Annotated in this window: 21 protein-coding genes; 2 read left to right on the top strand and 19 right to left on the bottom strand. The window is 29.0% G+C overall.

All coding sequences use genetic code 11. From position 1 onward, the window contains the following. Window positions 1–82: 82 nt before the first annotated feature. The 15 genes from VK071_00435 to gpr all read right to left on the bottom strand — a co-directional run bounded on the left by VK071_00435 (window position 83) and on the right by gpr (window position 15,406). Window positions 83–526 (bottom strand): GatB/YqeY domain-containing protein, encoded by a 444-nt coding sequence (locus VK071_00435; GenBank protein ID HLR33782.1) that lies wholly within the window; start codon window positions 524–526, stop codon window positions 83–85. 12 nt (window positions 527–538) lie between these two features. Beyond that, the gene (gene rpsU / locus VK071_00430; GenBank protein ID HLR33781.1) at window positions 539–721 is read right to left on the bottom strand and encodes a 30S ribosomal protein S21; all 183 of its coding nucleotides are present in this window, start codon (window positions 719–721) and stop codon (window positions 539–541) included. 75 nt (window positions 722–796) lie between these two features. Continuing rightward, window positions 797–1,141 (bottom strand): histidine triad nucleotide-binding protein, encoded by a 345-nt coding sequence (locus tag VK071_00425; GenBank protein ID HLR33780.1) that lies wholly within the window; start codon window positions 1,139–1,141, stop codon window positions 797–799. 46 nt (window positions 1,142–1,187) lie between these two features. After that, a complete protein-coding gene (mtaB, locus tag VK071_00420) occupies window positions 1,188–2,501 on the bottom strand; it encodes a tRNA (N(6)-L-threonylcarbamoyladenosine(37)-C(2))-methylthiotransferase MtaB (GenBank protein ID HLR33779.1) in 1,314 nt (437 codons plus the stop codon). Then, window positions 2,498–3,244, bottom strand: a complete 747-nt coding sequence (locus tag VK071_00415; GenBank protein HLR33778.1) for a 16S rRNA (uracil(1498)-N(3))-methyltransferase — start codon at window positions 3,242–3,244, stop codon at window positions 2,498–2,500. Before VK071_00415 ends, mtaB begins: the two co-directional genes overlap by 4 nt. Next, complete coding sequence (gene prmA, locus VK071_00410) at window positions 3,237–4,166, bottom strand: 50S ribosomal protein L11 methyltransferase (protein HLR33777.1); 930 nt, start codon at window positions 4,164–4,166, stop codon at window positions 3,237–3,239. The genes VK071_00415 and prmA overlap by 8 nt, the downstream gene beginning before the upstream one ends. 199 nt (window positions 4,167–4,365) lie before the next feature. Then, window positions 4,366–5,487, bottom strand: a complete 1,122-nt coding sequence (dnaJ, locus tag VK071_00405) for a molecular chaperone DnaJ (GenBank protein HLR33776.1) — start codon at window positions 5,485–5,487, stop codon at window positions 4,366–4,368. A gap of 89 nt (window positions 5,488–5,576) precedes the next feature. Beyond that, on the bottom strand, window positions 5,577–7,406 hold the full coding sequence (dnaK, locus tag VK071_00400; protein HLR33775.1) for a molecular chaperone DnaK: 1,830 nt from the start codon (window positions 7,404–7,406) through the stop codon (window positions 5,577–5,579). Window positions 7,407–7,440: 34 nt separating this feature from the next. Further along, a complete protein-coding gene (gene grpE, locus VK071_00395; protein HLR33774.1) occupies window positions 7,441–8,064 on the bottom strand; it encodes a nucleotide exchange factor GrpE in 624 nt (207 codons plus the stop codon). 64 nt (window positions 8,065–8,128) lie between these two features. Beyond that, on the bottom strand, window positions 8,129–9,169 hold the full coding sequence (gene hrcA, locus VK071_00390) for a heat-inducible transcriptional repressor HrcA (protein ID HLR33773.1): 1,041 nt from the start codon (window positions 9,167–9,169) through the stop codon (window positions 8,129–8,131). Window positions 9,170–9,301: 132 nt separating this feature from the next. Beyond that, window positions 9,302–10,447: a radical SAM family heme chaperone HemW gene (gene hemW / locus VK071_00385; GenBank protein ID HLR33772.1), complete on the bottom strand. Its 1,146-nt coding sequence runs from the start codon at window positions 10,445–10,447 to the stop codon at window positions 9,302–9,304. 41 nt (window positions 10,448–10,488) lie between these two features. Further along, entirely contained in the window at window positions 10,489–12,300 is a 1,812-nt protein-coding gene (lepA, locus tag VK071_00380) for a translation elongation factor 4 (GenBank protein ID HLR33771.1), read from the bottom strand. 302 nt (window positions 12,301–12,602) lie between these two features. Continuing rightward, window positions 12,603–13,142 (bottom strand): signal peptidase I, encoded by a 540-nt coding sequence (lepB, locus tag VK071_00375; protein HLR33770.1) that lies wholly within the window; start codon window positions 13,140–13,142, stop codon window positions 12,603–12,605. Between the two features lie 66 nt (window positions 13,143–13,208). Then, a complete protein-coding gene (locus VK071_00370; GenBank protein ID HLR33769.1) occupies window positions 13,209–14,387 on the bottom strand; it encodes a stage II sporulation protein P in 1,179 nt (392 codons plus the stop codon). A 68-nt stretch (window positions 14,388–14,455) separates the two neighbouring features. Further along, on the bottom strand, window positions 14,456–15,406 hold the full coding sequence (gene gpr, locus VK071_00365) for a GPR endopeptidase (GenBank protein ID HLR33768.1): 951 nt from the start codon (window positions 15,404–15,406) through the stop codon (window positions 14,456–14,458). A gap of 130 nt (window positions 15,407–15,536) precedes the next feature. Between gpr and rpsT the strand changes: the two genes are divergently transcribed. Continuing rightward, window positions 15,537–15,812, top strand: coding sequence for a 30S ribosomal protein S20 (gene rpsT, locus VK071_00360; protein HLR33767.1), 276 nt, complete (start codon window positions 15,537–15,539; stop codon window positions 15,810–15,812). A 99-nt stretch (window positions 15,813–15,911) separates the two neighbouring features. Here the strand turns inward: rpsT and holA are convergent, their stop codons facing one another. Together holA and VK071_00350 are read right to left on the bottom strand one after the other, a co-directional pair. Beyond that, window positions 15,912–16,976 carry a DNA polymerase III subunit delta gene (gene holA, locus VK071_00355; protein HLR33766.1) on the bottom strand — a complete coding sequence of 355 codons (1,065 nt, stop codon included), beginning with the start codon at window positions 16,974–16,976 and terminating at the stop codon, window positions 15,912–15,914. Next, the gene (locus VK071_00350; protein ID HLR33765.1) at window positions 16,966–19,443 is read right to left on the bottom strand and encodes a DNA internalization-related competence protein ComEC/Rec2; all 2,478 of its coding nucleotides are present in this window, start codon (window positions 19,441–19,443) and stop codon (window positions 16,966–16,968) included. Before VK071_00350 ends, holA begins: the two co-directional genes overlap by 11 nt. Window positions 19,444–19,601: 158 nt before the next feature. On the opposite strand from VK071_00350, the gene VK071_00345 reads away from it, so the two are divergent. Next, window positions 19,602–20,480, top strand: coding sequence for an alanyl-tRNA editing protein (locus VK071_00345; protein ID HLR33764.1), 879 nt, complete (start codon window positions 19,602–19,604; stop codon window positions 20,478–20,480). 17 nt (window positions 20,481–20,497) lie between these two features. Here VK071_00345 and VK071_00340 read toward each other — a convergent pair whose 3' ends face one another. Both VK071_00340 and VK071_00335 read right to left on the bottom strand, forming a co-directional pair. After that, window positions 20,498–21,553 (bottom strand): ATP-binding protein, encoded by a 1,056-nt coding sequence (locus VK071_00340; protein ID HLR33763.1) that lies wholly within the window; start codon window positions 21,551–21,553, stop codon window positions 20,498–20,500. Window positions 21,554–21,655: 102 nt separating this feature from the next. After that, on the bottom strand, window positions 21,656–21,902 hold a 247-nt coding region (locus tag VK071_00335), incomplete at its 5' end, for a universal stress protein UspA (GenBank protein ID HLR33762.1).

The following is a 21,902-nucleotide window of genomic DNA, read 5'->3' as shown; positions in this document are numbered from 1 at the left end:
ACTATATTATATTACTATCTGGATAAAAATACAATTCATATTCCCAATATTTAAAAAAACCTAGGCTATGTAACCTAGGTTTTTAATTTAAGTGTTTTTTTACAATTTTATTTACTAAACTTCCATCAGCCCTACCTTTTACTTTTGGCATAACATTTTGCATTACTAGCCCCATATCTTTCATTGAATTTGCTTTTACTTCTTCTATAATATCTTTAACTATTTCTTCTATTTCTTCTTCAGTAAGTTGCTCTGGTAAATACTCTAAAAGTACATCCATTTCTTTCCTTGTAAGCTCTACTAAATCTTCCCTATTTCCTTTTTTAAATTCTTCAATAGAATTTTTTCTTTCCTTAACTTGTTTAGATATTATATCTAATACTTCTTCATCACTAACTTCTATTTTTTCATCTACTTCTTTTTGTTTTATACTAGACCTAACCATAGTAATTGTATTTTTTCTTATAGTATCTCTATTTTTCATGGACGTTTTAAAATCTTCCATTAGCTTATTTTTAAGCGACATAAATTCACCTTCTTAATACCTTCTTTTATTCTTTTTTCTAGCAGCCTCTGATTTTTTCTTACGTTTTACACTTGGTTTTTCATAATAAGTTCTTTTTCTATATTCTTTCATTACACCTGTACGTGCACATTGCTTTTTAAATCTTCTAAGGGCATTATCAAGTGATTCGTTTTCTCCAACTTTTATTTCTGCCATTAATTTTCCCTCCCCTCATTCATAACAAGAGCGTTTATTATTTTACATTATTAGAAAAGTTTCTGCAACTATTATTTAGCCTGGAGGCCAGCCTAATTGTCTACCACTTAATACATGAAAATGAATATGAGCTACTGTTTGCCCTCCAAGCTCACCACAATTATTTACAATTCTATAACCTTTTCCATTTAAGTCTTTTTCTTTCACAATTTTATTAATAACTAAAAAGATATGGCTAATTATTGATACATTTTCTTCATTTAAATAATCTGCTGAAGGAATATGTTCCTTAGGTATAATTAAAAAATGAATAGGAGATTGAGGGTTAACATCATTAAATGCAACCACTTTATCATCTTCATATATAATATCACTAGGCATTTCTTTTTCTGCTATTTTACAAAAAATGCAACTATCCACCCTTTTACACCTCCTTAGTGTCTAATTTATATATTCTACATACAAATTAAAAATCCTCTATTTTACCAATTAAATATTCTTTTTTTCTAGCCAATATTTTTACAGGCAGTATCTGCCCTCCTATATCTGAATTAGTTTTTGCCGCGACCCTTATATAATTGTTAGTATATCCTTCCATGTATTCTTCATGATTTTTCATTTTTTTCTCAAATAAAATCTCCATAGTTTCGCCAATAAATTTTGAATGGAATTTAGCCATTTCCTCTTCAGATAGATTTATTAGCCTTTCACTTCTTTTATGTTTCACATTTCCATCTACTTGATTTTTATACTTACTTGCCGGAGTTCCTTTTCTAGGTGAATACTTAAATACATGAATTCTAGAAAACCCAATATCCTTTACAAAATCTAAGGTTTCATTAAAATTTTCATCGGTTTCACCTGGAAAACCTACAATTATATCTGTAGTAATCCCAGCATCAGGCAAATACTTCCTTATTATTGAAACTGTTTCTCTATATTGGTTTGTTGTATATTTTCTATTCATTTTTTTAAGAACTGTATCAGAGCCACTTTGCAATGATAAATGAAAATGAGCACAAGCCTTAGACAGTTTTGCATATCTTTTCATAAATTCATCATCAATTAATGTTGGTTCAATAGAACTAAGTCTAATTCTATCTATCCCTTTTACATTATTAATTTCTTCTATTACATCTAATAATGTTATATTATCATTAATTAAATCCTTTCCATAGGATGCTACATGAATGCCTGTAAGGACTACTTCCTTAAATCCACTTCCAGCTAATCTTTCACACTCTTTAACAATACTTTTTAAAGACCTACTTCTAATAGGACCTCTAGCATAAGGAATAATACAATAACTACAAAATTGATTACAGCCATCTTGTATTTTTACAAAAGCTCTAGTTTTTGATTTAACCTCATCTATATTTAATTCTTCAAAATTTTTCATTCCTTTAATATCTTGTACAATATTTAATATTTCGTTATTTTCTTTTGCCTTTTCACAAAGCTCTAATATTCTATGTCTTTCAGTAGTACCAATTATTACATCTACTCCCTCAATTTCCACTATTTCCTCTGGCGCTACTTGAGAATAACATCCTACTACTGCTATGATAGACTCCTTGTTTATTCTTTTAGATCTACGTATAAATTGTCTAGACTTTCTATCACTTAAATTAGTTACTGTGCAAGTATTGATTACATAAATATCTGCATAAGTATCAATATCAACTATTTCATAACCTTCTTTTTCAAACAATTCCTCCATAGCCTCAGTTTCATATTGATTAACTTTACATCCTAGAGTATAAAAAGCTACTTTATTCATCTTATCACTCCCATATCCCCAAGTTCATACATGAGAATAGCCATTGTCGCTAAACCAGCAGTTTCTGTCCTTAATATTCTGGGACCCAAAGAAACTATTTTTCCATCTACACTTTTTAATTTCATAATCTCCTCTGCTTCGAAACCACCTTCTGGTCCTATTATTAAATGAATTTTTTTACTTTTACTTTTATTTAAAATATTTTTTAATCCATTATTCTCCTCTGATTCATAAGGTACTAAAATATTTTCTTCTTCTCTCAACAATTCTATTATTTCATTAAACTTTAATATATTGTTAACTTTAGGTATATTATCCCTCTTAGATTGTTTAGCTGCCTCTGTACATATTTTATTCCATCTATTAACCTTATTTTCTTCCTTTTTACTGTTTTTTATTTTAACTACTGTTCGCTCAGTTATTATAGGATAAATTTTTTTAACTCCTATTTCAGTAGCTTTCTGTATAATAAAGTCCATTTTACTACTCTTAGGTAACCCTTGATACAAGTATATGTCTATTGGGGGTTCATTATCCCCCACTTTAGTTTCTAGTATATCTACAACTATTTCATTATTCTTAATAAATGAAATAGTTGATAGATAAACCACACCATTACAAACCACTTCTATTTTATCATTTATTTTAAGCCTAAGTACATACTTTATGTGATTAACGTCTTCTCCTTTAATAACAATTTTTTCATCCTTTATTTGTTCTAAAGGAACAAAAAATCTATTCATAATGTCCATCCTTTTTATATTTTGCTACTATGGATACCCAACCATCCATAGTTTTTGTTTCCAATATAGTAAAATTATTTTCTTTAAGGGCCTCTTCAACTATATTCTTCTTTTCTTTAATTATACCAGAAGAAATGAATAAACCTTCATCATTTAAATAATTTTTTATAGAATTAGATAGTTTTACTATTACCTCAGCTAAAATATTTGATACAATTAGATCTGCTTTTTCTTCAACAACATCCAATAAATTGCCTTTCTCTATATTTACAATATTATCTACATTATTCTTTTCTATATTTTCCTTAGCCACCTTTACGGCTAAATCGTCTAAATCTACACTTATAACTTTTTTAGCCCCGAGTTTTGCTGCCACAATACTTAGTATACCACTACCACAACCTATATCAAAAACTTTATCACCTGTTTTCATATATTTTTCTATATCTTCAATACATAAAATTGTGGTCTCATGAGTTCCAGTGCCAAAGGCCATCCCTGGGTCTAATTCAATTACTACATCCTCAACCCTAGATTTATAATCTTCCCAGGAAGGTTTTATAACTATATTTTTACCTATCTTTATCGGTTTATAATAAGTTTTCCACTTCTCTGACCAATCTTGTTCATATATTTCAGACACAACGACCTGCCCTAATCCTTTTATAGATTTTTTTATAGCCTGAATCTTCTTAATTAAATCCTCACTTTCTCCAAGATAACATTTAATAATTATTGTATTAAAGCCCTGATTTATTAATTTTTCATCTATTAAATCCCAGTCTTCTCTCACTTCAACCAGATCTAATATATCTTTCGGGTCTTCAATAGCCAAACCCTGAACCCCTAGGTCATATAAAGCATTTGTAACTATCTCCTCATTTTCAGTTTTTGTTCTTACTTGAACTTCTGTCCATTTCATTAGTTTTCACAGAACTCGGTCGCAAAAAGCTACTATCTTAGCCATAAAAGTAATGCGATAAATTCTATTTTCTCCTTTCTAAAATATATTTATATATAAAACTTTTGTACTATCAATAACTCTATATCCTTAAAAATAATATAATAAGTAAGACCTAATTATAATAATAAAACAACCACCCATTTTAGAGTGATTGTTTCTAACCTCCAAAAGCATCTTTCATCTTATCAAAAAAACCTTTTTTTCCGTGATTTAATTTGTCTCCACTTTCTTCAGCAAAATCTAATAATAAATCCTTCTGCTTTTGTGTAAGTTTTTTCGGTACTTGTACCTCCACCTTAAAAATCAAATCTCCACTACCATAGCCTCTTACATTTGGAAAACCTTTATTTTTAAGTTTAAATTTTGTTCCAGTTTGAGTTCCTTCAGGTATATTATACTTTTCCTTCCCTTCTAATGTAGGTACTATTATCTCAGCACCTAAAGTTGCCTCCGGAAAACTGATAGGTATTTCACAATATATATCATTTTCCACTCTTTCAAAAATTTTATGATTATTTACTGAAATATAAATAAATAAATCTCCTGAAGGTCCACCTTTTTCACCAGCTTCCCCTTCTCCTTTGATAGATATTATAGAGCCTGTTTTTACTCCTGCTGGAATTTTAACTTTAATCTTTTTAGTTTTTGATTCCTTACCAGTTCCATGGCATACAGAACATTTTTCTTTTATTATTTCGCCAGTACCATTACATTCATCACAAGTACCTACCCGTACAAACTGACCAAAGGGGGTATTTTGTGCATATCTAACTTCTCCAGCGCCATTACATTTATGACATGTCTCTTTACTACTTCCCGGTTTTACCCCAGAGCCTTCACAATTACTGCAACTTTCCATTTTATTTACTTTTATTTCTTTTTCTGCTCCAAAATAAGCGTCTTCAAACTCTATATACAGATCATACCTAAGATCTACACCTCTTCTGGGGCCAGACTTTCTTGAGCCTCCTCCAAATGCATCAAATATATCATCAAATATATCCCCAAATCCACCAAATCCTTGACCATATCCTCCAGCTTGCCCATCTACTCCCGCATGACCAAAGCGATCATACATAGTCTTTTTATCAGAATCACTTAAAACCTCATAAGCTTCATTTATTTCTTTTAATTTTTGTTCTGCCTCATCATCATCAGGATTTAAATCTGGATGGTACTTTTTAGCCATATTTCTATAAGCCTTTTTTATTTCATCTTTTGTTGCATCCTTTGATATATTCAATACTTCATAATAATCTCGCTTACTCAATACTTTCACCAACTTTCATGAACATACTAAACCTATTGTATCAAAAATCAAAGCTAAATAAAATTATTTAGCTTTGATTTTTTTCTTTTTAACATTTTCTATTCTTCATCATCCATAACTTCATAGTCAGCATCAACTACATCATCTTCGTCATCCCCATTACTACCTTGTTCATTTTGTGCATTTTCTTGTGCTGCTTGTTCATATAACTTTTGTGATAATGTATGAAATTCTGTAGTTAATTCTTCTGTCTTGACTTTCATTTTTTCTACATCATCTTCTTCTATAGCTTTTTTCAATTCGTCAAGTTTACCTTCAACCTTCTCTTTTTCTGCATCTGTAACCTTATCCCCTAAATCCTTAAGAGCCTTTTCTGTTTGATATACTAGTGAGTCTGCATTATTTCTAACTTCAACTTCTTCTTGTTTCTTTTTATCTTCTTCCGCATATTTTTCTGCTTCTTTTACCTTCTTGTCAATTTCTTCATCAGATAAAGTAGTAGAGCCTGTTATAGTGATGCTCTGTTCTTTTCCAGTCCCTAAATCTTTTGCACTTACATTTAAAATTCCATTAGCATCTATATCATAGGTAATTTCTATTTGTGCTGCTCCTTTTGGTGCTGGTGGTATTCCTGTTAATTGAAATCTGCCCAATGTAACATTATCTGATGCCATAGTCCTTTCGCCTTGGACTACATGAATTTCTGCTGCTGTTTGATTGTCTTCTGCATTACTAAATATTTGAGTTTTCTTTGTCGGTATAGTAGTGTTTCTTTCAATTAATTTTGTAGCAATATTTCCTACAGTTTCTATACCTAGGGATAACGGAGTAACATCCAATAGTAATATGTCTTTAACATCTCCACTAAGTACTCCACCTTGTATAGCTGCACCCATAGCTACACATTCATCAGGATTAATATCTTTTTGAGGTTCTTTTTTAATAAGATCTTTAACTGCTTTTTGTACAGCAGGTACTCTAGTTGAACCTCCAACTAATATTACTTTATCAATATCTGCTGGTTCTAATCCTCCATCTTTCAATGCCTTTTTTACAGGGTCCAATGTTTTTCCCACTAAATCTGAAATTAAGTCTTCAAATTTAGCTCTTGATATATCCATATTTAAGTGGATAGGACCTGATTGAGTAGCTGTAACAAAAGGTAAATTTACATTAGTAGTCTTAACAGTAGACAATTCTTTTTTAGCCTTTTCTGCAGCTTCTTTAAGTCTTTGTAAAGCCATACTATCTTGTCTTAAATCAACACCTTTTTCTTTTTTAAATTCTTCTGCTATATAATCAATTAAGGCCTCATCAAAATCGTCTCCACCTAGTTTATTGTTTCCTCTAGTAGCAATAACTTCAAATACTCCATCGCCTAATTCAAGAATTGAAACGTCAAAAGTTCCTCCACCTAAGTCAAATACCATTATCTTATGGTTAGAATCTTCCTTATCCATCCCATAAGCCAATGCCGCAGCAGTAGGTTCATTTATTATCCTTTTTACATTAAGTCCTGCAATTTGTCCTGCATCTTTTGTCGCTTGTCTTTGACTATCTGTAAAATATGCAGGTACTGTTATTACAGCATCCTTTATTTCTTCTCCTAAATAGTTTTCTGCATCTGCCTTTATCTTTTGAAGTACCATTGCAGATATTTCCTCTGGTGTATTATCTTTTCCATCTATATTTACTTTAAAATTACTACCCATTTCTCTTTTTATTGACATTATAGTTTTGTCAGGATTTGTAACTGCTTGTCTTTTTGCTGTTTCACCTACTAATCTTTCACCATCCTTTGTAAAAGCTACTACTGATGGTGTAGTTCTATTTCCTTCAGTATTAGGTAATATTACAGGTTCTCCACCTTCCATTACAGCAACACATGAGTTTGTTGTTCCTAAATCAATTCCAATTATTTTTCCCATAATGCTAATCCTCCTTACATTTTACATTGTTCTTTTATTTAGCAACCTTTACCATACTAGGTCTAATAACTTTATCTTTAAGCATATAGCCTTTTTGAAAAATTTCTAAAATTACCCCTTCATCTTTATCTTCGCTTTCTTCCATTAAGGCAGCATGATGATAATTAGGATCAAAGTCTTTTCCTAAGGCTTCAATTTCTTCAAGGCCATTATCCACAAGGATCTTAACTAATTGATCACGAATAAGTTTTGTTCCCTCCCAAAAGCTATTTTCTCCATCTTCACTAGTTTTTAAAGCTCTTTCAAGATTATCAATGACAGGCAATAAATCACATATTAACTTCTCATTTGCATAAGCTATAGTATCGATTTTATCTTTTTCTGCCCTCTTTTTATAATTCATAAAATCAGCTTGCAAACGCAGAAAACTGTCATTTAAATTTTCAATTTCCTGGTCTTTACTTTTTAATTCTTCTTCCAGCTCCAATAACTTTGTTTCCTCAGTTGTTTCATTTTCGCTATTTTCTTTTTCCTTTACTTCTTCATCCTTTAATTCTTCACTTTCATCTTTTAAATTTTCATTTTTTTCATCATCTAATTTTACATTTACCTTTTCATCCTTTATTTCATTTTCTTCTGAGTCTTCTAGCTTCCCCATTATATCACCTCTTTATTGTGAAGTAGTAAACTTTAAATAGAGTGTAAGGATTACTTACACTCTATCATTTAGCAAAGTATTTATCTAATACCTCTGTTAAATTTACAGAAAGCATTTTAACTGCATCAATGACTCTATAGTAATCCATTCGCGTTGGCCCAATTACTCCAATCTTTCCTATTGTCTCTCCAGCAAATTTATAAGTTGCGATTATTAAACTACAATCTTTAATTTCATCATATGAATTCTCATTTCCAATAACTATATCTATATCATCGTTGCTATTATTTAATAGAAGCTCCACTACTAAATCTTTTTCTTCTAAGAAAGATATAAATGTTCTTGCTCTAGCTATATCTTTATACTCCGGAAAATTAAAAATATTAGTAACTCCATCTGAAATAACATCTACATCCTCTGCCCTATTAAGGGAATGGCTTATTATTGGAATTATATTTTCTACAATTGTTTTGTAATCGTATAGTTGATCTAGTAAACCTGTTTTTATTTCTTCACTAATTTCTTCAAGGGTTAAACCTTTTAATTTCTTATTTAAAAAATTAGAGATCAGGTTCAGTTGCTCTTCAGAAATAGATTTATCAACCCTAAATGCAGTATTTTTAACTATGCCAGAGTCATTTACTATAACAATCAGAATTTTATTTTCATTTATAGATACAAGTTGTATATGCTTTAAAGTGCTCTCTTTTAATTGGGGGGTCATTGCTAAAGCAGTATAATTAGTAATCCCAGCCAATATTTTTGTTGCATTTTGTATTAATTCTTCCATTTCCCTAACTTCTTTTAGAAGAATTTTTTTCAAATTTTTACTAACTGAATTTCCATGCTTCAAGTTTTTAGATTGATTTAAAATTGCATCTACATATAGTCTATAAGCTTTATCAGATGGAATCCTACCTGCAGATGTATGGGGTTTATTTAAATAGCCCAATTCTTCTAAATCTGACATCTCATTTCTAATAGTAGCTGAACTTACTCCAATATTATATTCTTTTGAAATAGTTCTTGAGCCTATAGGCTCTGCACTAATAATGTAACTATTTATTATAGCATGGAGCACTTTCATTTTTCTGTCATCAAGCATTTTTACCACCCCATAAAATTTTAAAATGTTAATAGATGGGCTTGTTAGCACTCTATTGACATGAGTGCTAACGCTTACGATTTAAAGTTACCATTACTCTTCCTTTTTGTCAATACCTTTTACCAAAAAACCTTATTTCTTATTAGGAAATAGGTCAATAAATACAATATTTGCTAAATCTAATCCTTTATTTGTTAGTTTAATCCTGTCTTTACCAATTTTAAGCAAATTATTTCTTTCATGTTTTTTTAATACATCCCCATATATCTCTTCTATATTCTTATGGAATCTATTAAAAAAATCCCTCTTACTAATACCTTTAGTCAATCTAAGTCCTAACATTGCATATTCGGCTATTTCCATTTCTTTGTTTATACTCTCGTTGCCTTCAATAGGTAATCTCTTTTCATCTATATATTTAAAATAACTTTCGAAATCTTCCCAGTTCCAATACCTTATATTATTTAAATTAGAATGTGCTCCTATACCTAGACCTACATAGGGTTTTACAGTCCAATATAATACATTATGTTTTGATTCAAAACCTTTTTTTGCAAAGTTTGATATTTCATAATGTTCATAACCATTCTCTATTAGATACTCTTTCCCCTTATGATACATTTGTCTTTCTAATTTTTCTTCTGGCAAAGATATTTTACCTTCATCTAGCCAAGTGTAGTATTTAGTCCCTTCTTCTATAATTAGGCTATAAAAAGAAATATGTTCTACATTAAGATCAACAACTTTTTTTAAAGTTTCTAATATATCTTCTAATTTTTGGTCTGGTAACCCAAATATTAAATCAATATTTACATTTTCAAACCCAGTTTTTTTAATTAGGTTATAACTTTTATAAATATCTTCTTCTGTATGAATCCTTCCTATTTTTTTAAGAATCTTATTATCCATTGATTGTACCCCTAAACTAATACGATTTACTCCTAACTTATTATATACATTAAGTTTCTTTTCATTTAAGGTGCAAGGATTTGCCTCTAGTGTAATTTCATTAACTTTTGAAATATCCAGTTTTTGGTTTATATTTTTAAGGATTCTAGAAATGTATACTTCACTAATGTGAGAAGGTGTTCCACCTCCTATAAAAATTGTTTCTATTATAGAATCTTTAAGGATATCAGAATATAAATCAATTTCTCTATTTAGATATTTTATATATTTATCCATAAAAGAATCCTTATGAGAGTAAGATAAAAAATCACAATAATAACATTTACTCTTGCAGAATGGTATATGGATATATAATCCTAATGGTTCCAAAATCTTTTCCTCCCAATAATAATGCACACTTTAAGTGTGCATTATTTCTTTTCATCATATTTTAATACAGATAAGAAAGCTTCTTGAGGTATTTCAACTGAACCTACTTGTCTCATTCTTTTTTTACCTTCTTTTTGTTTTTCAAGAAGTTTCTTCTTTCTACTTATATCTCCACCATAACATTTTGCTAAAACATCTTTTCTTAATGCTCTAACAGTTTCCCTAGCTATTATTCTAGAACCTATAGCAGCCTGTATAGGTACGGCAAATTGATGTCTTGGCACTGCATCTTTTAACCGTTCTGCAATACTTCTACCTCTTTCATAAGCCTTATCTTCATGAACTATTATAGAAAAAGCATCTACTATTTCTTCATTTATTAATACATCTAATTTAACCAGCTTTGCTGGTTGGTAACCTTTAAATTCATAGTCTAAGGATGCAAAACCCCTGGTTCTGGATTTTAAAACATCAAAAAAGTCATATATTACTTCATTTAAAGGTATTTCATAATGCATAACTACTCTAGTTTCTTCTAAATACTCCATGTTTTTAAATATACCTCTTCTATCTTGACTAAGTTCCATTATAGGCCCTATATAATCTACAGGAACCATAATAGATGCATCCACTATAGGTTCTTCCATTTGCATAATTTCAGTTTGCTCTGGCATATTTGTTGGATTTTGAATCCATAAAATCTCTCCATTATTTTTTACTATTTTATATATAACACTAGGGGCCGTCGCAATTATATTAAGATCAAACTCCCTTTCTAATCTTTCCTGCACAATTTCTAAATGTAATAATCCTAAAAATCCACATCTAAATCCATAGCCTAATGCTATAGAAGTCTCTGGTTCAAAAACTAAACTTGCATCATTAACTTGAAGTTTTTCCAATGCATCCCTAACTGAATTAAAATCTTCCCCCTCTGCTGGATATAACCCACAATAAACCATCGGTGTAACCTCTTTATATCCAGGTAAAGGTTCCCTTGTAGGATTATTTGTATTAGTAATAGTATCCCCTACCTGAGCATCTTTTACATTTTTTATACTGGCAGTTAAATAGCCTACATCCCCTGCCTTTAATACATCTACCCCTTCATGTTTCGATGTACTAATTCCAACTTCTGTGACTTCAAAATCCTTACCAGTAGACATCATTCTTATTTTCATTCCCGGTTTTACATTTCCCTCAGTAACACGAATAAAGGCCACTACACCTTTATAACTATCATAATAAGAATCAAATATTAAAGCCTTTAAGGGTGCTTCTATATCCCCTGTTGGTGCAGGTACCTTTTCCACAATTTCTTCTAATACTGCTTCTATATTTATACCATCTTTTGCAGAAATTAAAGGTGCATCGGTACAATCTATTCCTATAACTTCCTCAATTTCTTTTTTAACTTCCTCTGGTCTTGCACTTGGCAAATCTATTTTATTAATTATAGGTATAATTTCTAAATCCTGTTCCAATGCCAAATATACATTAGCCAAAGTTTGAGCCTCAATGCCCTGAGTTGCATCTACTATTAATAAAGCACCTTCACAAGCAGCTAAACTTCTAGATACTTCATAATTAAAATCTACATGGCCAGGGGTGTCTATAAGATTTAAAATATATTCTTCATTATCTTTTGCTTTGTACTTAAGCCTCACAGTCTTTAACTTAATAGTGATACCTCTCTCTTTTTCTAAATCCATATTGTCTAATACCTGTTCTTGCATTTCTCTATGGGTAAACAGGCCTGTCTTTTCAATAAGCCTATCTGCCAAAGTTGACTTTCCATGATCAATATGAGCAATAATTGAAAAATTTCTCGTTCTCTTTTGCTTATCTTGCATAAATATCCTCCTTAAGAAGTATGAACACAATCTTCAACAATTATAGCAAAAATTCTTACATAAGTAAATTAAAAAGGCCTAACTATCCGGCCTTAAATAATTGTTTATTTTTAAAATACTTTTACTTTCAATTAGCATTAATTCTTCCATGGAAATTTTTACCTGATTTAAGGCTAATATAAAAGTTATTATAGTAAAAAATAATAGGATATGTCTAAATAATTTTCTTCTTCCTGCCTTTTTTCTTTTTTTAAGCTTTTTTACTCTAGTTTCTCTTTCCCTAGTTTCTATAACAAATCACCTTACTCTAGCTTTCCAAATTTCTTATTAAAAGGAAAATACCTAAAATTAGATACACCCTTTACAGATTCAATGGGCACAGAGTCAAAAATTCTACTATCTACACTAGCCCCTTCATGTCTATTATCCCCTAAAACAAAAACATGGTCTTCCGGTACTTCCCAATAGCTTTGTTCATAGGTATGAGTATATATATTATCTTCTAAATAATTTTCGTCTAGTATTTTACCATTCAAATATACCTTTCCATCTTTTATTTCTACTGTATCTCCCTCTACGGCTATTACACGCTTTATATAGTCTTTTTCCGGTGCATCTGGTGCCTCTAAAACTATAATATCTCCTCTTTTAACACCAAATAATTTCATGGAAACCTTATTAGTAAATAACCTATCTTTTTCATAAAGAGTCGGGTTCATAGAGATTCCAAGAACATAGGTAGTATTAAATATAAAAGTTTTGATAAAAAGTGCTATAACTATAGCTAGTAAAATACTTTTTGTCCAATCGATTATTTCACTTTTCATCTTATCTTTTTCCATTAGTATCCCTCCACTCTAAAAGGTTAAATAATATTATACTACATTTTTAACTTTTTAAAAAGTCTTTTACTCTTGAATATTATTTATAACAACGTCTATTACTTCTCCCAACAATACCGCTGTTTCCTTTGCTTCCTCAATAGTATTAAAATTACTTCCCATTTCTATTAATGCATAATGATTCGAAACGAATTGATTAAATTTCCCCTTTGGTTTTTCAACAATTCCAACACAGAGTCCTGGGTACATAGAATCTGATACTTCTTTTATATATTTTGCAAAATTTAATACTTCATCTTTATTCGGTGTTTCTGGTCCTATTACCATAGAAAAAGTAGCTACTTCTTTTCCATTTATATTTGTTTTAGCTTGCGCTATAGCCTTGCTCTTATAACTAGCATTCTCTGGAATCCCATCTCTATGGACATCAAAAACTACCTTTAAATTTGGTTCTTCCTTTAGCTTTGTATTTGCCGTTGTTAAAGATCTTGAATAAGAGCCTGTATAAGATGGATAATCATGATAGGTTTCAATATGTCGCACTTTATGCCCTCTATCTGTCAAAACCTTTTCCATTATTTCTCCCACCATCAATACATTGTAAGCTTTATCCGTTGTATGATAATTGTCATCTTTTATTGGCAAATAAGATTCTGTTCCATGGGTATGGTATATTAAAATATATGGCTTTTTCTTATCTATTTTTATAGGGGTAATACCTTTAGGTTTGGGAATTTCCCCTTCTGCTATATTTTTGTTCTTATTAAGTTCTAATAATTCTCCTTCTTCATCTTCCATTAACTCGTCTATTAATATTAAGTCCTCTAATACTTCAAAATCTTCTTTTTTTCGTGAAGAAGTGGATTTATCTTTCCTTAAATCTATAGAAGCGTTATTAAAAGATAAAATAGTAGGAAATTGAGACCTGATTAATTCTTTTACCCCAAAAGAAAAATTAAAATTATCTCTTAAATAACGGAAATATCCAACATAATTCTCAGACTTTTCTTTCATAAACATTTTTATATGGGAATTAGATTTACCTAGCATTTCCAACAAAATAAAATTGTTATTTCTATTCCTTTTCTCATCCTGTTTAAATACCTCTATAGTATTTTCATCATTAGATGCACTATAGTATTGAATTTCTCCATTTCTTATTACTAAAAATGAACCAACAAAGAAAACCAACATGCAAAACATTGCAAATAAGATGTAAATTAGCCTTGTCTTTTTCAATTGCATATTCAAACACCCCTTAGTTACATTTCTTGCAATATAAATATTATATTCTAATACAAGGCCTATTATGATTAAACATTAATACTATGATGGAAGCATCGGTTTAACCCTGTACCTATTACTTCAGATAAATTATCAATTAGCTCATCAATTTCCTTCGGTGTTACTACTACATTAGGCATAAATGGTTCTAACACTTCTTTAATCAGTGCATGTTTTTCTTCTTTAGAAACTTCATTTAACATTGAATAAAATTCAGTTCCCACTTTTGCTTCTTTTTGTAAAGAATCAATAATTAAATCCATAGTATCATTAACCATTGTAGCAGCATCTACAACAGTAGGTATACCTATAGATATTACAGGTACTCCTAAATATTCTTCATTCAAAGCTATTCTTTTATTTCCTACTCCACTACCTGGATTAATACCAGTATCCGAGATTTGGATAGTAGTACTTACCCTGTTCATGTTTCTGGAAGCTAAAGCATCTATAGCAATTACTATATCTGGGCTAGTTTTTTCTACTATCCCTTTTATAATTTCACCTGTTTCTATCCCTGTTAATCCCATAACTCCTGGAGATATAGCGGACACATTACTAACAGAATCATCATCTTCTTTTTGATAGGCTAGAAAGTATTGTCGAGTCACTATAACATTTTCTATAACCTTTGGACCTAAAGCATCTGGAGTCACATTCCAATTTCCTAAACCTACAATTAATGTTTTAGTCCTTTTATCATTTTTGGCAAGAACTTTAATTTCTTTTGCTAATATTTTACTTGCCTTATCTCTTAATTCTTCATCGGCGCTTTTTAGTTGAGGTATCTCTATTGTTATGTAACTACCTATTGGTTTCCCCATTATCTTTGCGCCTGTTTCGTCTAGGACCTTAACTCTTGTTACTATATAGTTTTTTTCATCCTCTTGCTCTACTTTTACCCCCGGTACCTCCCTTTCGTTTTCTTCTTGATACAATTCCCTATTCTCAATTGCCAAATCTGTTCTTACTTGAAACATTACATGTCTCCTCCTTTTTATCACCACTTTACATTATCTTTAGTATTTTAACCTTTTTTATGTATACAAAGTTGATAATTCATTTTTTTTATGATAAAATGTACCTTGTTAGATATAAGGAGGTGAAATTGTGGCAAATATTAAATCTGCTAAAAAACGTATAGGAGTAGCTGAAAGAAAAACTGTTACTAATAAAAAGAGAGTATCAGAAATTAAAACATATATAAAAGACTTTGATGACGCTTTAGAAAATGAAAATCTTGAAAAAGCTCAAAAGTTACTTGTAATTATTGATAAAAAGCTAAAGAAAGCAGTTATTAAAAATACTGTTCACAAAAATACTGCACAAAGAAAAGTTAGTAAGTTACACAAAAAACTTAACTTAGAAATCAATAAAGCTATTTAGTAGAAACTTCGGAGAAACCGAAGTTTTTATTAATCTATGTATAAGTAAATAAAGAAACGAGAAAATCTGTTATTGTAGACTTCCTCGTTTCTTTATTTATTATGCACTTAATTTACATAGATTTATCAACAACATTTCCATTATAAGTTTTTCATTTATTGAACTGGTCTTTATACATTTATCTACTTCTAAACAATAATTTAAGGATTTCTCTAATTGAATAGTAGAAAAGTTTCTACTATAATTTTTAACCTTATTAAATTCATAAAGTTTCACCTTCATTTTTTTAGAAATATTATTTTCGTAATATCCTTTTTCACTTAATATTTTATACATTAACATTAATCTAAGTTGCCTAATAATCATATGTAAAATCAATTGTAGAGGCTCATTTAGTAAATACATTTCATTAAATATCTTTAAGGAACTATCAATGTTTCTTTCACTTATACTATTTAATAATCTAAAAATATTTCTTTCAAGAGACTTTGCAACAATATCATCTATATCTTCCTTTTTAACTTCTTTTCTGCTTCCAATATAATTAGATAACTTAATTATTTCATTTCTTAAATTATAAAGAGTCTTATGATTATCCCTATCAAAATAAGCTGAAGATTGAATAAAATAATTTATATTTGCCCTAGAAATTTTTTTATTTTCTTCTTTAAATGCTTTTTCAATCCAGTTATCTAAATCATTACCTTTTAATTTACTAAACTCTACTAATCCACCTATCTTATTTATGTTTTTCACTATTTTTCTTGATTTATCAGCCTTTTTCCCTTTTTCAACAAAAACTACACAAATATCATCTGATAAACAACATATATACTCTTCTAATTTCTTTCTATCATCCTCATCAAAATACTTTTCTTTTTTGGACTTCTTAGATTGTCTTGAAAAAATATTTAAATCCTTAATTACTATAATTCTTTTTTCAGACATAAAGGGCAAAGTTTCACAAGCATTATATATAGTTTCTAAATCAACATTATTACCATCTAATGTTATAAAGTTTAAACTTTCTATTTCTTTAGGAATAAAGGTATCTTTTATTTTCTGTATATAATAATCTATTAAATATTCCTCTTCTCCATAAAAAAGATAGACCGATGCAATATTTTTATTCGTTATCTGCTTATTAAGTATTTTATAAGTCAATTATTTTCAACCTTTCCATTACAACAGTATATTTTTTGATCATTGTATAAGATATTATTAAATAAACTATATTATAACTAATAATAAAACTATAGGAAACTATTAACTCTATTATACTAAATTTCTCTTTATTATAGGGATTAATTAAATAATCATCTTTATTTATTAAAACTTCTATATGCCCATATAAATCATTCCTATATACGATAATTCCCCTATCTTTATAGTTTTTTAAAACTTCTTCACTAGGATGTCCAAAATTATTCTTTCCCACTTGAATAAATGCATATTTAGGTTTTACCCTATCAATAAATATAGAAGACGAAGATGTATCACTTCCATGATGGGGAACTTTTAAAAAATCAATAGTATAATCTATTTTATTGCTAAGATACATTTCAACCTCTTCCTCAATATCTCCTGTAAATAATACCCTTTGATTATGACTGTTTAACATTAAAACCATAGATTTATTGTTTTCATTTAGCTTTTCCTTTTCAATAACCAGATTATCTGGGCTTATAACTTCAAAATATGTATTTTTATCAACATAATATTTATCTCCTACCAGTAACTTTACAATTGGAATATCCTGTTCTCTACCTTTCATAAGAATATCATTGTATAAACTATTATTTTCCTCTTCATAGCTTATATAAATTTCCTCAATTTTTAAATGTTCCATTAGATAGGGAAGACTTTCACAATGATCTAAATGAAAATGCGAAATAAACATACCATCTATTTTAAAAATTCCCTTTTTCATTAAATAAGGTAGAACTATATTTTTTCCTATACTAGAATCATTAAAAAAACTTCCTCCTGTATCAACTAAAAAAGCTCTATTATCTTTTTCTATTAATATACAATCTCCCTGGCCTACATCAACAAAATTAACGGCTAAGGTATCATCTGATAAGTGAATAAAACTTGTTCCAACTACAAATATTACTAAATAATATACTATAATTCTCTTAACCTCTCTATTAACTCTGTATAAATCTATAATATTAAAAATACATAAAATTATAAAATAATATAACAAAATATTTATAAATTTGGGGGAAACTACTTTCATAGAAACAAAAGGAAGACTTTGTATAAAATCTGTAACTATATTTTGTATATACAATAAAAAGTTCAATATAATACCTAAAGAACTTGCAAGAACTTCACTTATTACCGAAAGAAAAATCAGTAAAAAGCTTAATATAAGGCACAAACTTAGTACCGGTACAACTACTAAATTAGCAAAAATACTTACTAAAGATATAGTATTAAAATAATAAGCTATTATAGGTAATGAACCAAGTTGGGCTGCTATAATCCCAGAAAGAGAATTTATAATACTATTTTTATAGGGGTAGAATTTATTTTTTATAGCTGGGGTCAATATTATTATGGACAGTGTTACCATAAAGGATAATTGAAAACCAATATTAAAAAGCCAAAAAGGATTCCAAATTAAGACCACAAACATGGAAAATAAAAGGGTATTTATAGAATCAAATTTTTCAGCTGTAATTTTAGAGCAGAATAATATAGTAAACATAATATTTGATCTTATTACAGATGGTGGAAAATCCACAAAATATCCATAAATCCATATTACTAATATAGTAATTGAATAATTTATTCTTCTATCTAGGCCTGCATAACCCATAAGCCTTATTAAAAACATAGATATTATACCAATATGAAGTCCCGATATAGCCATTATATGTGAAAGCCCTAATTCTCTATATTTTTCTGCAATATTTCCATCTAAGTAAGAATAATCTCCTAATACAATAGACTTCATTAATAGACTGTTTTCTATTGATAAATAATCATCAAAAGTTTTATCTACTTTTTCTATAAACATCAGTTTTACTCTTAAATACCAAGGTAATTCTTGACTTTCAATTTTCAATATAGAGTAATCCTTTATTATAGATGTGGTATGTATTTTATGGGATAAAAGGTGAAGTTTATAATTAAACATTTTAGGATTAGTATTCTTTTTTGGTTCTTCTAAGATTCCATTAAAGGTAATCCTTTCACCAACCTTAATATTTGTTTCCCCTACAATTGTTAATACTAATTTCTCTTTTACTATATAGCTTTTATTATCAAGGTTTATGTTGTCTGCTAATATTATATATTTATTTAATCCATTTTCCTCATTTCTACCTTTTATTACTATACCCTCTACTATTACATTCTTGTTTATAAAATTCTGCAACCTGCTACTAGTCCCTTGAATATAAGTGATAAAAATTCCTAAAATAAAAAATGTAAGGATAATATAAATATAGTTATTATTAGATTTAAATATTATTGACAATATATATATGGCAAGTATGATCATTAAAGTTATAAATAAAAAAGTTGGATTTACCTTTACAAAAAAATAGTATACTATTCCTAAAGCTAAAGGAACAGTGACAAATACAAAAGGTTTTTCCATAAAATTCTTTCCTTTCATAGAATTTTTATTATACTTCATCCTTGCTCATACAAAATTATATCGTATATAAACCTAAAAGGCTAGTGTTGGAAAAGTATTTTAATATATTTCTATTGAGTTAATTATCTGCAATTGATACAATAAAAGTTAGATAATCAATAATGGGAGGTTACAAGATGACCGAAAAAATCTTTCTTAAAAATCCCTACCTAAGAGAAATAGATGGAAGAGTAGTTAACAAAAAATACGTAAATAATAAATATTATATAACTTTGAATAGAACTATCTTTTATCCCAATTTAGTAGGAGGACAGCCTAGGGATAAAGGTACTATAAATGGAATAGAAGTTGTAGAGGTTTTTGAAGAAAATGGTGAAATCATACATGTATTAAATGATAATATTTATAGTGATAAAGTACATTTATCTATCGATTGGAATAATAGATTTGATCTTATGCAACAACATACTGGACAACATCTTTTATCTTCTGTTTTTTATAAATTATATGGTGCTAAAACTATTGGATTTTACATTAGCCATGACTATGTATATATAGATATTACCCTTAAAAAAATTAATTGTGAAATTATAAAGAGAGTAGAGGAATTTACAAACAAAATTATTTTCTCAAATTTTGATATAAAAACTTATGTTATAAGCAGAAGCCATATTGACAAACTGCCTCTTAGTAAAATACCTGATAATGATTCAGATATTCGTATAGTTGAAATTGATGGTATTGACTTTTCTCCTTGCTGTGGTACTCATCACAGAAGTACAGGAGAAATTGGGTTAATTAAAATAAGAAACTGGAAAAGATACCAAGAAAATAGTCGTATAGAATTTTTATGTGGTAGCAGAGCTTTAAAAGATTATTCTGAACAGACTAATACCATAAAAAACATATTAGAGTTTTTATCTTGTGAGGAAACAAATGTAGAAAGTATCATAAAGAATCTATATTATGAAAAAAAAGAATTAGAATTAGAAAATAATCTTTTAAAAAAGGAGCTTTCGAAATATAAAAATCAAAATAATAATAAAAAAACTTAAGGGAAAACAACATTCCCTTAAGTTAAGGATAGTATTTCGGAAATAATTTTTCTTTTTACTTCGTCAATTTTGCCATAATCAATAGCAGTGTGGTAGTATTCCTCTAGTAATTCATGGTTGTTTTTAGCTTTTTTCAAGCTAGAAAGTCCTATAGATATTAATTCTTCATACATTTCGTAATCTTCATCTATTCTCTTAGAATTTTTCATATATTTACTGAAATCAATCATTTCAGTATATTTATCTTTACAAATAACACTTGCAGAAATAGCCGTTCCCAATTTAGGAATTATTAGTGTATCTATTTCCTTAGGCATTAGTGGATTATGATATACTTCCACATTTAAACCTTTTCTAAGGGATTTTTCAAAAATAGAGTCTAATAGTATGGATTTGCCAGTTCCAATTTCTCCAGCTATATAATAAACTTCATCTACATCAGTTAATAAAGTATCTGTAAAATCTATATAACCCTCAGGTGTATAAGCCGATGAAAATAAATGTCTATCCATTCCTAATCTGGTACTAGGCTCTACATTCTCAAAAAGTTTTTTTTCTAATTTTTCAATATATTTATAAACTTTTGCTAAATCAGTCTTTTCTCTATTTGTACTTTCAATTTCTTCCCTTATTTCTTTTGCGCCACGAAAATAAGCATAAGTACGCCTATAACAATTCTTATTATTAACTTTTGCCTTAACTATTTCATCTTTGTAAGGTAATAGCTTTTCTTCACAGGCAAATTCACCTATATTAATAATTTTTTCATACAACCCTGGATAAACAGGATCTATTATATGAGGGAAGGTGCCATCCACTATTGCAACGTTTAATTCTTTTATGACAACACCATCAACTGAATCCTTGTCTGATGGACAATGATGATATTCTATTGAAAAATTTCTTTTTAACATCTTATCAGCAATATCTTTCATCAAAGATGATTTGCCCCCACCTGGCACTCCCTTAAGTATATAAAGTTTCTTTCCACCTTTACCTAAAATATATTTGTGATAAGAAAATGAACCTTTATAAGTATTACCTCCTGGAAACATTCTTCTAATTTTAGCCATAATTATCCTCCTAACTCTATTCTATACTAACATATTACTTCTTATTAATAGATTGTGTGTTAACTTTAAAAAAATACTTATTTTAGGAGGGAAAATAAGTAACTATAGTATAATAAATTCCACACCTGATAATCTACTTTTTAAATTTAGTGTTATATTTTTATTTCCTTGAACTTCTTCGTCTGGCGAAGCTCCCATTATTATATGAGTTATATAATTGTTTCTACCAAAATCCTCCATCGCCTTAATAACATCTTTAGATCTTAAAACCGTTAGTTCCGCACCAGCTTTCCTAGATACTTGAAACAAATATTCCAAAGCCTCACCATCATCATCATTATTTAAAAAC

The sequence above is a fragment of the Tissierellales bacterium genome (assembly GCA_035301805.1).
In the GTDB taxonomy this organism is placed as follows: Bacteria; Bacillota; Clostridia; order Tissierellales; family DATGTQ01; genus DATGTQ01.
This window is presented reverse-complemented; position numbering and strand designations above follow the sequence as displayed.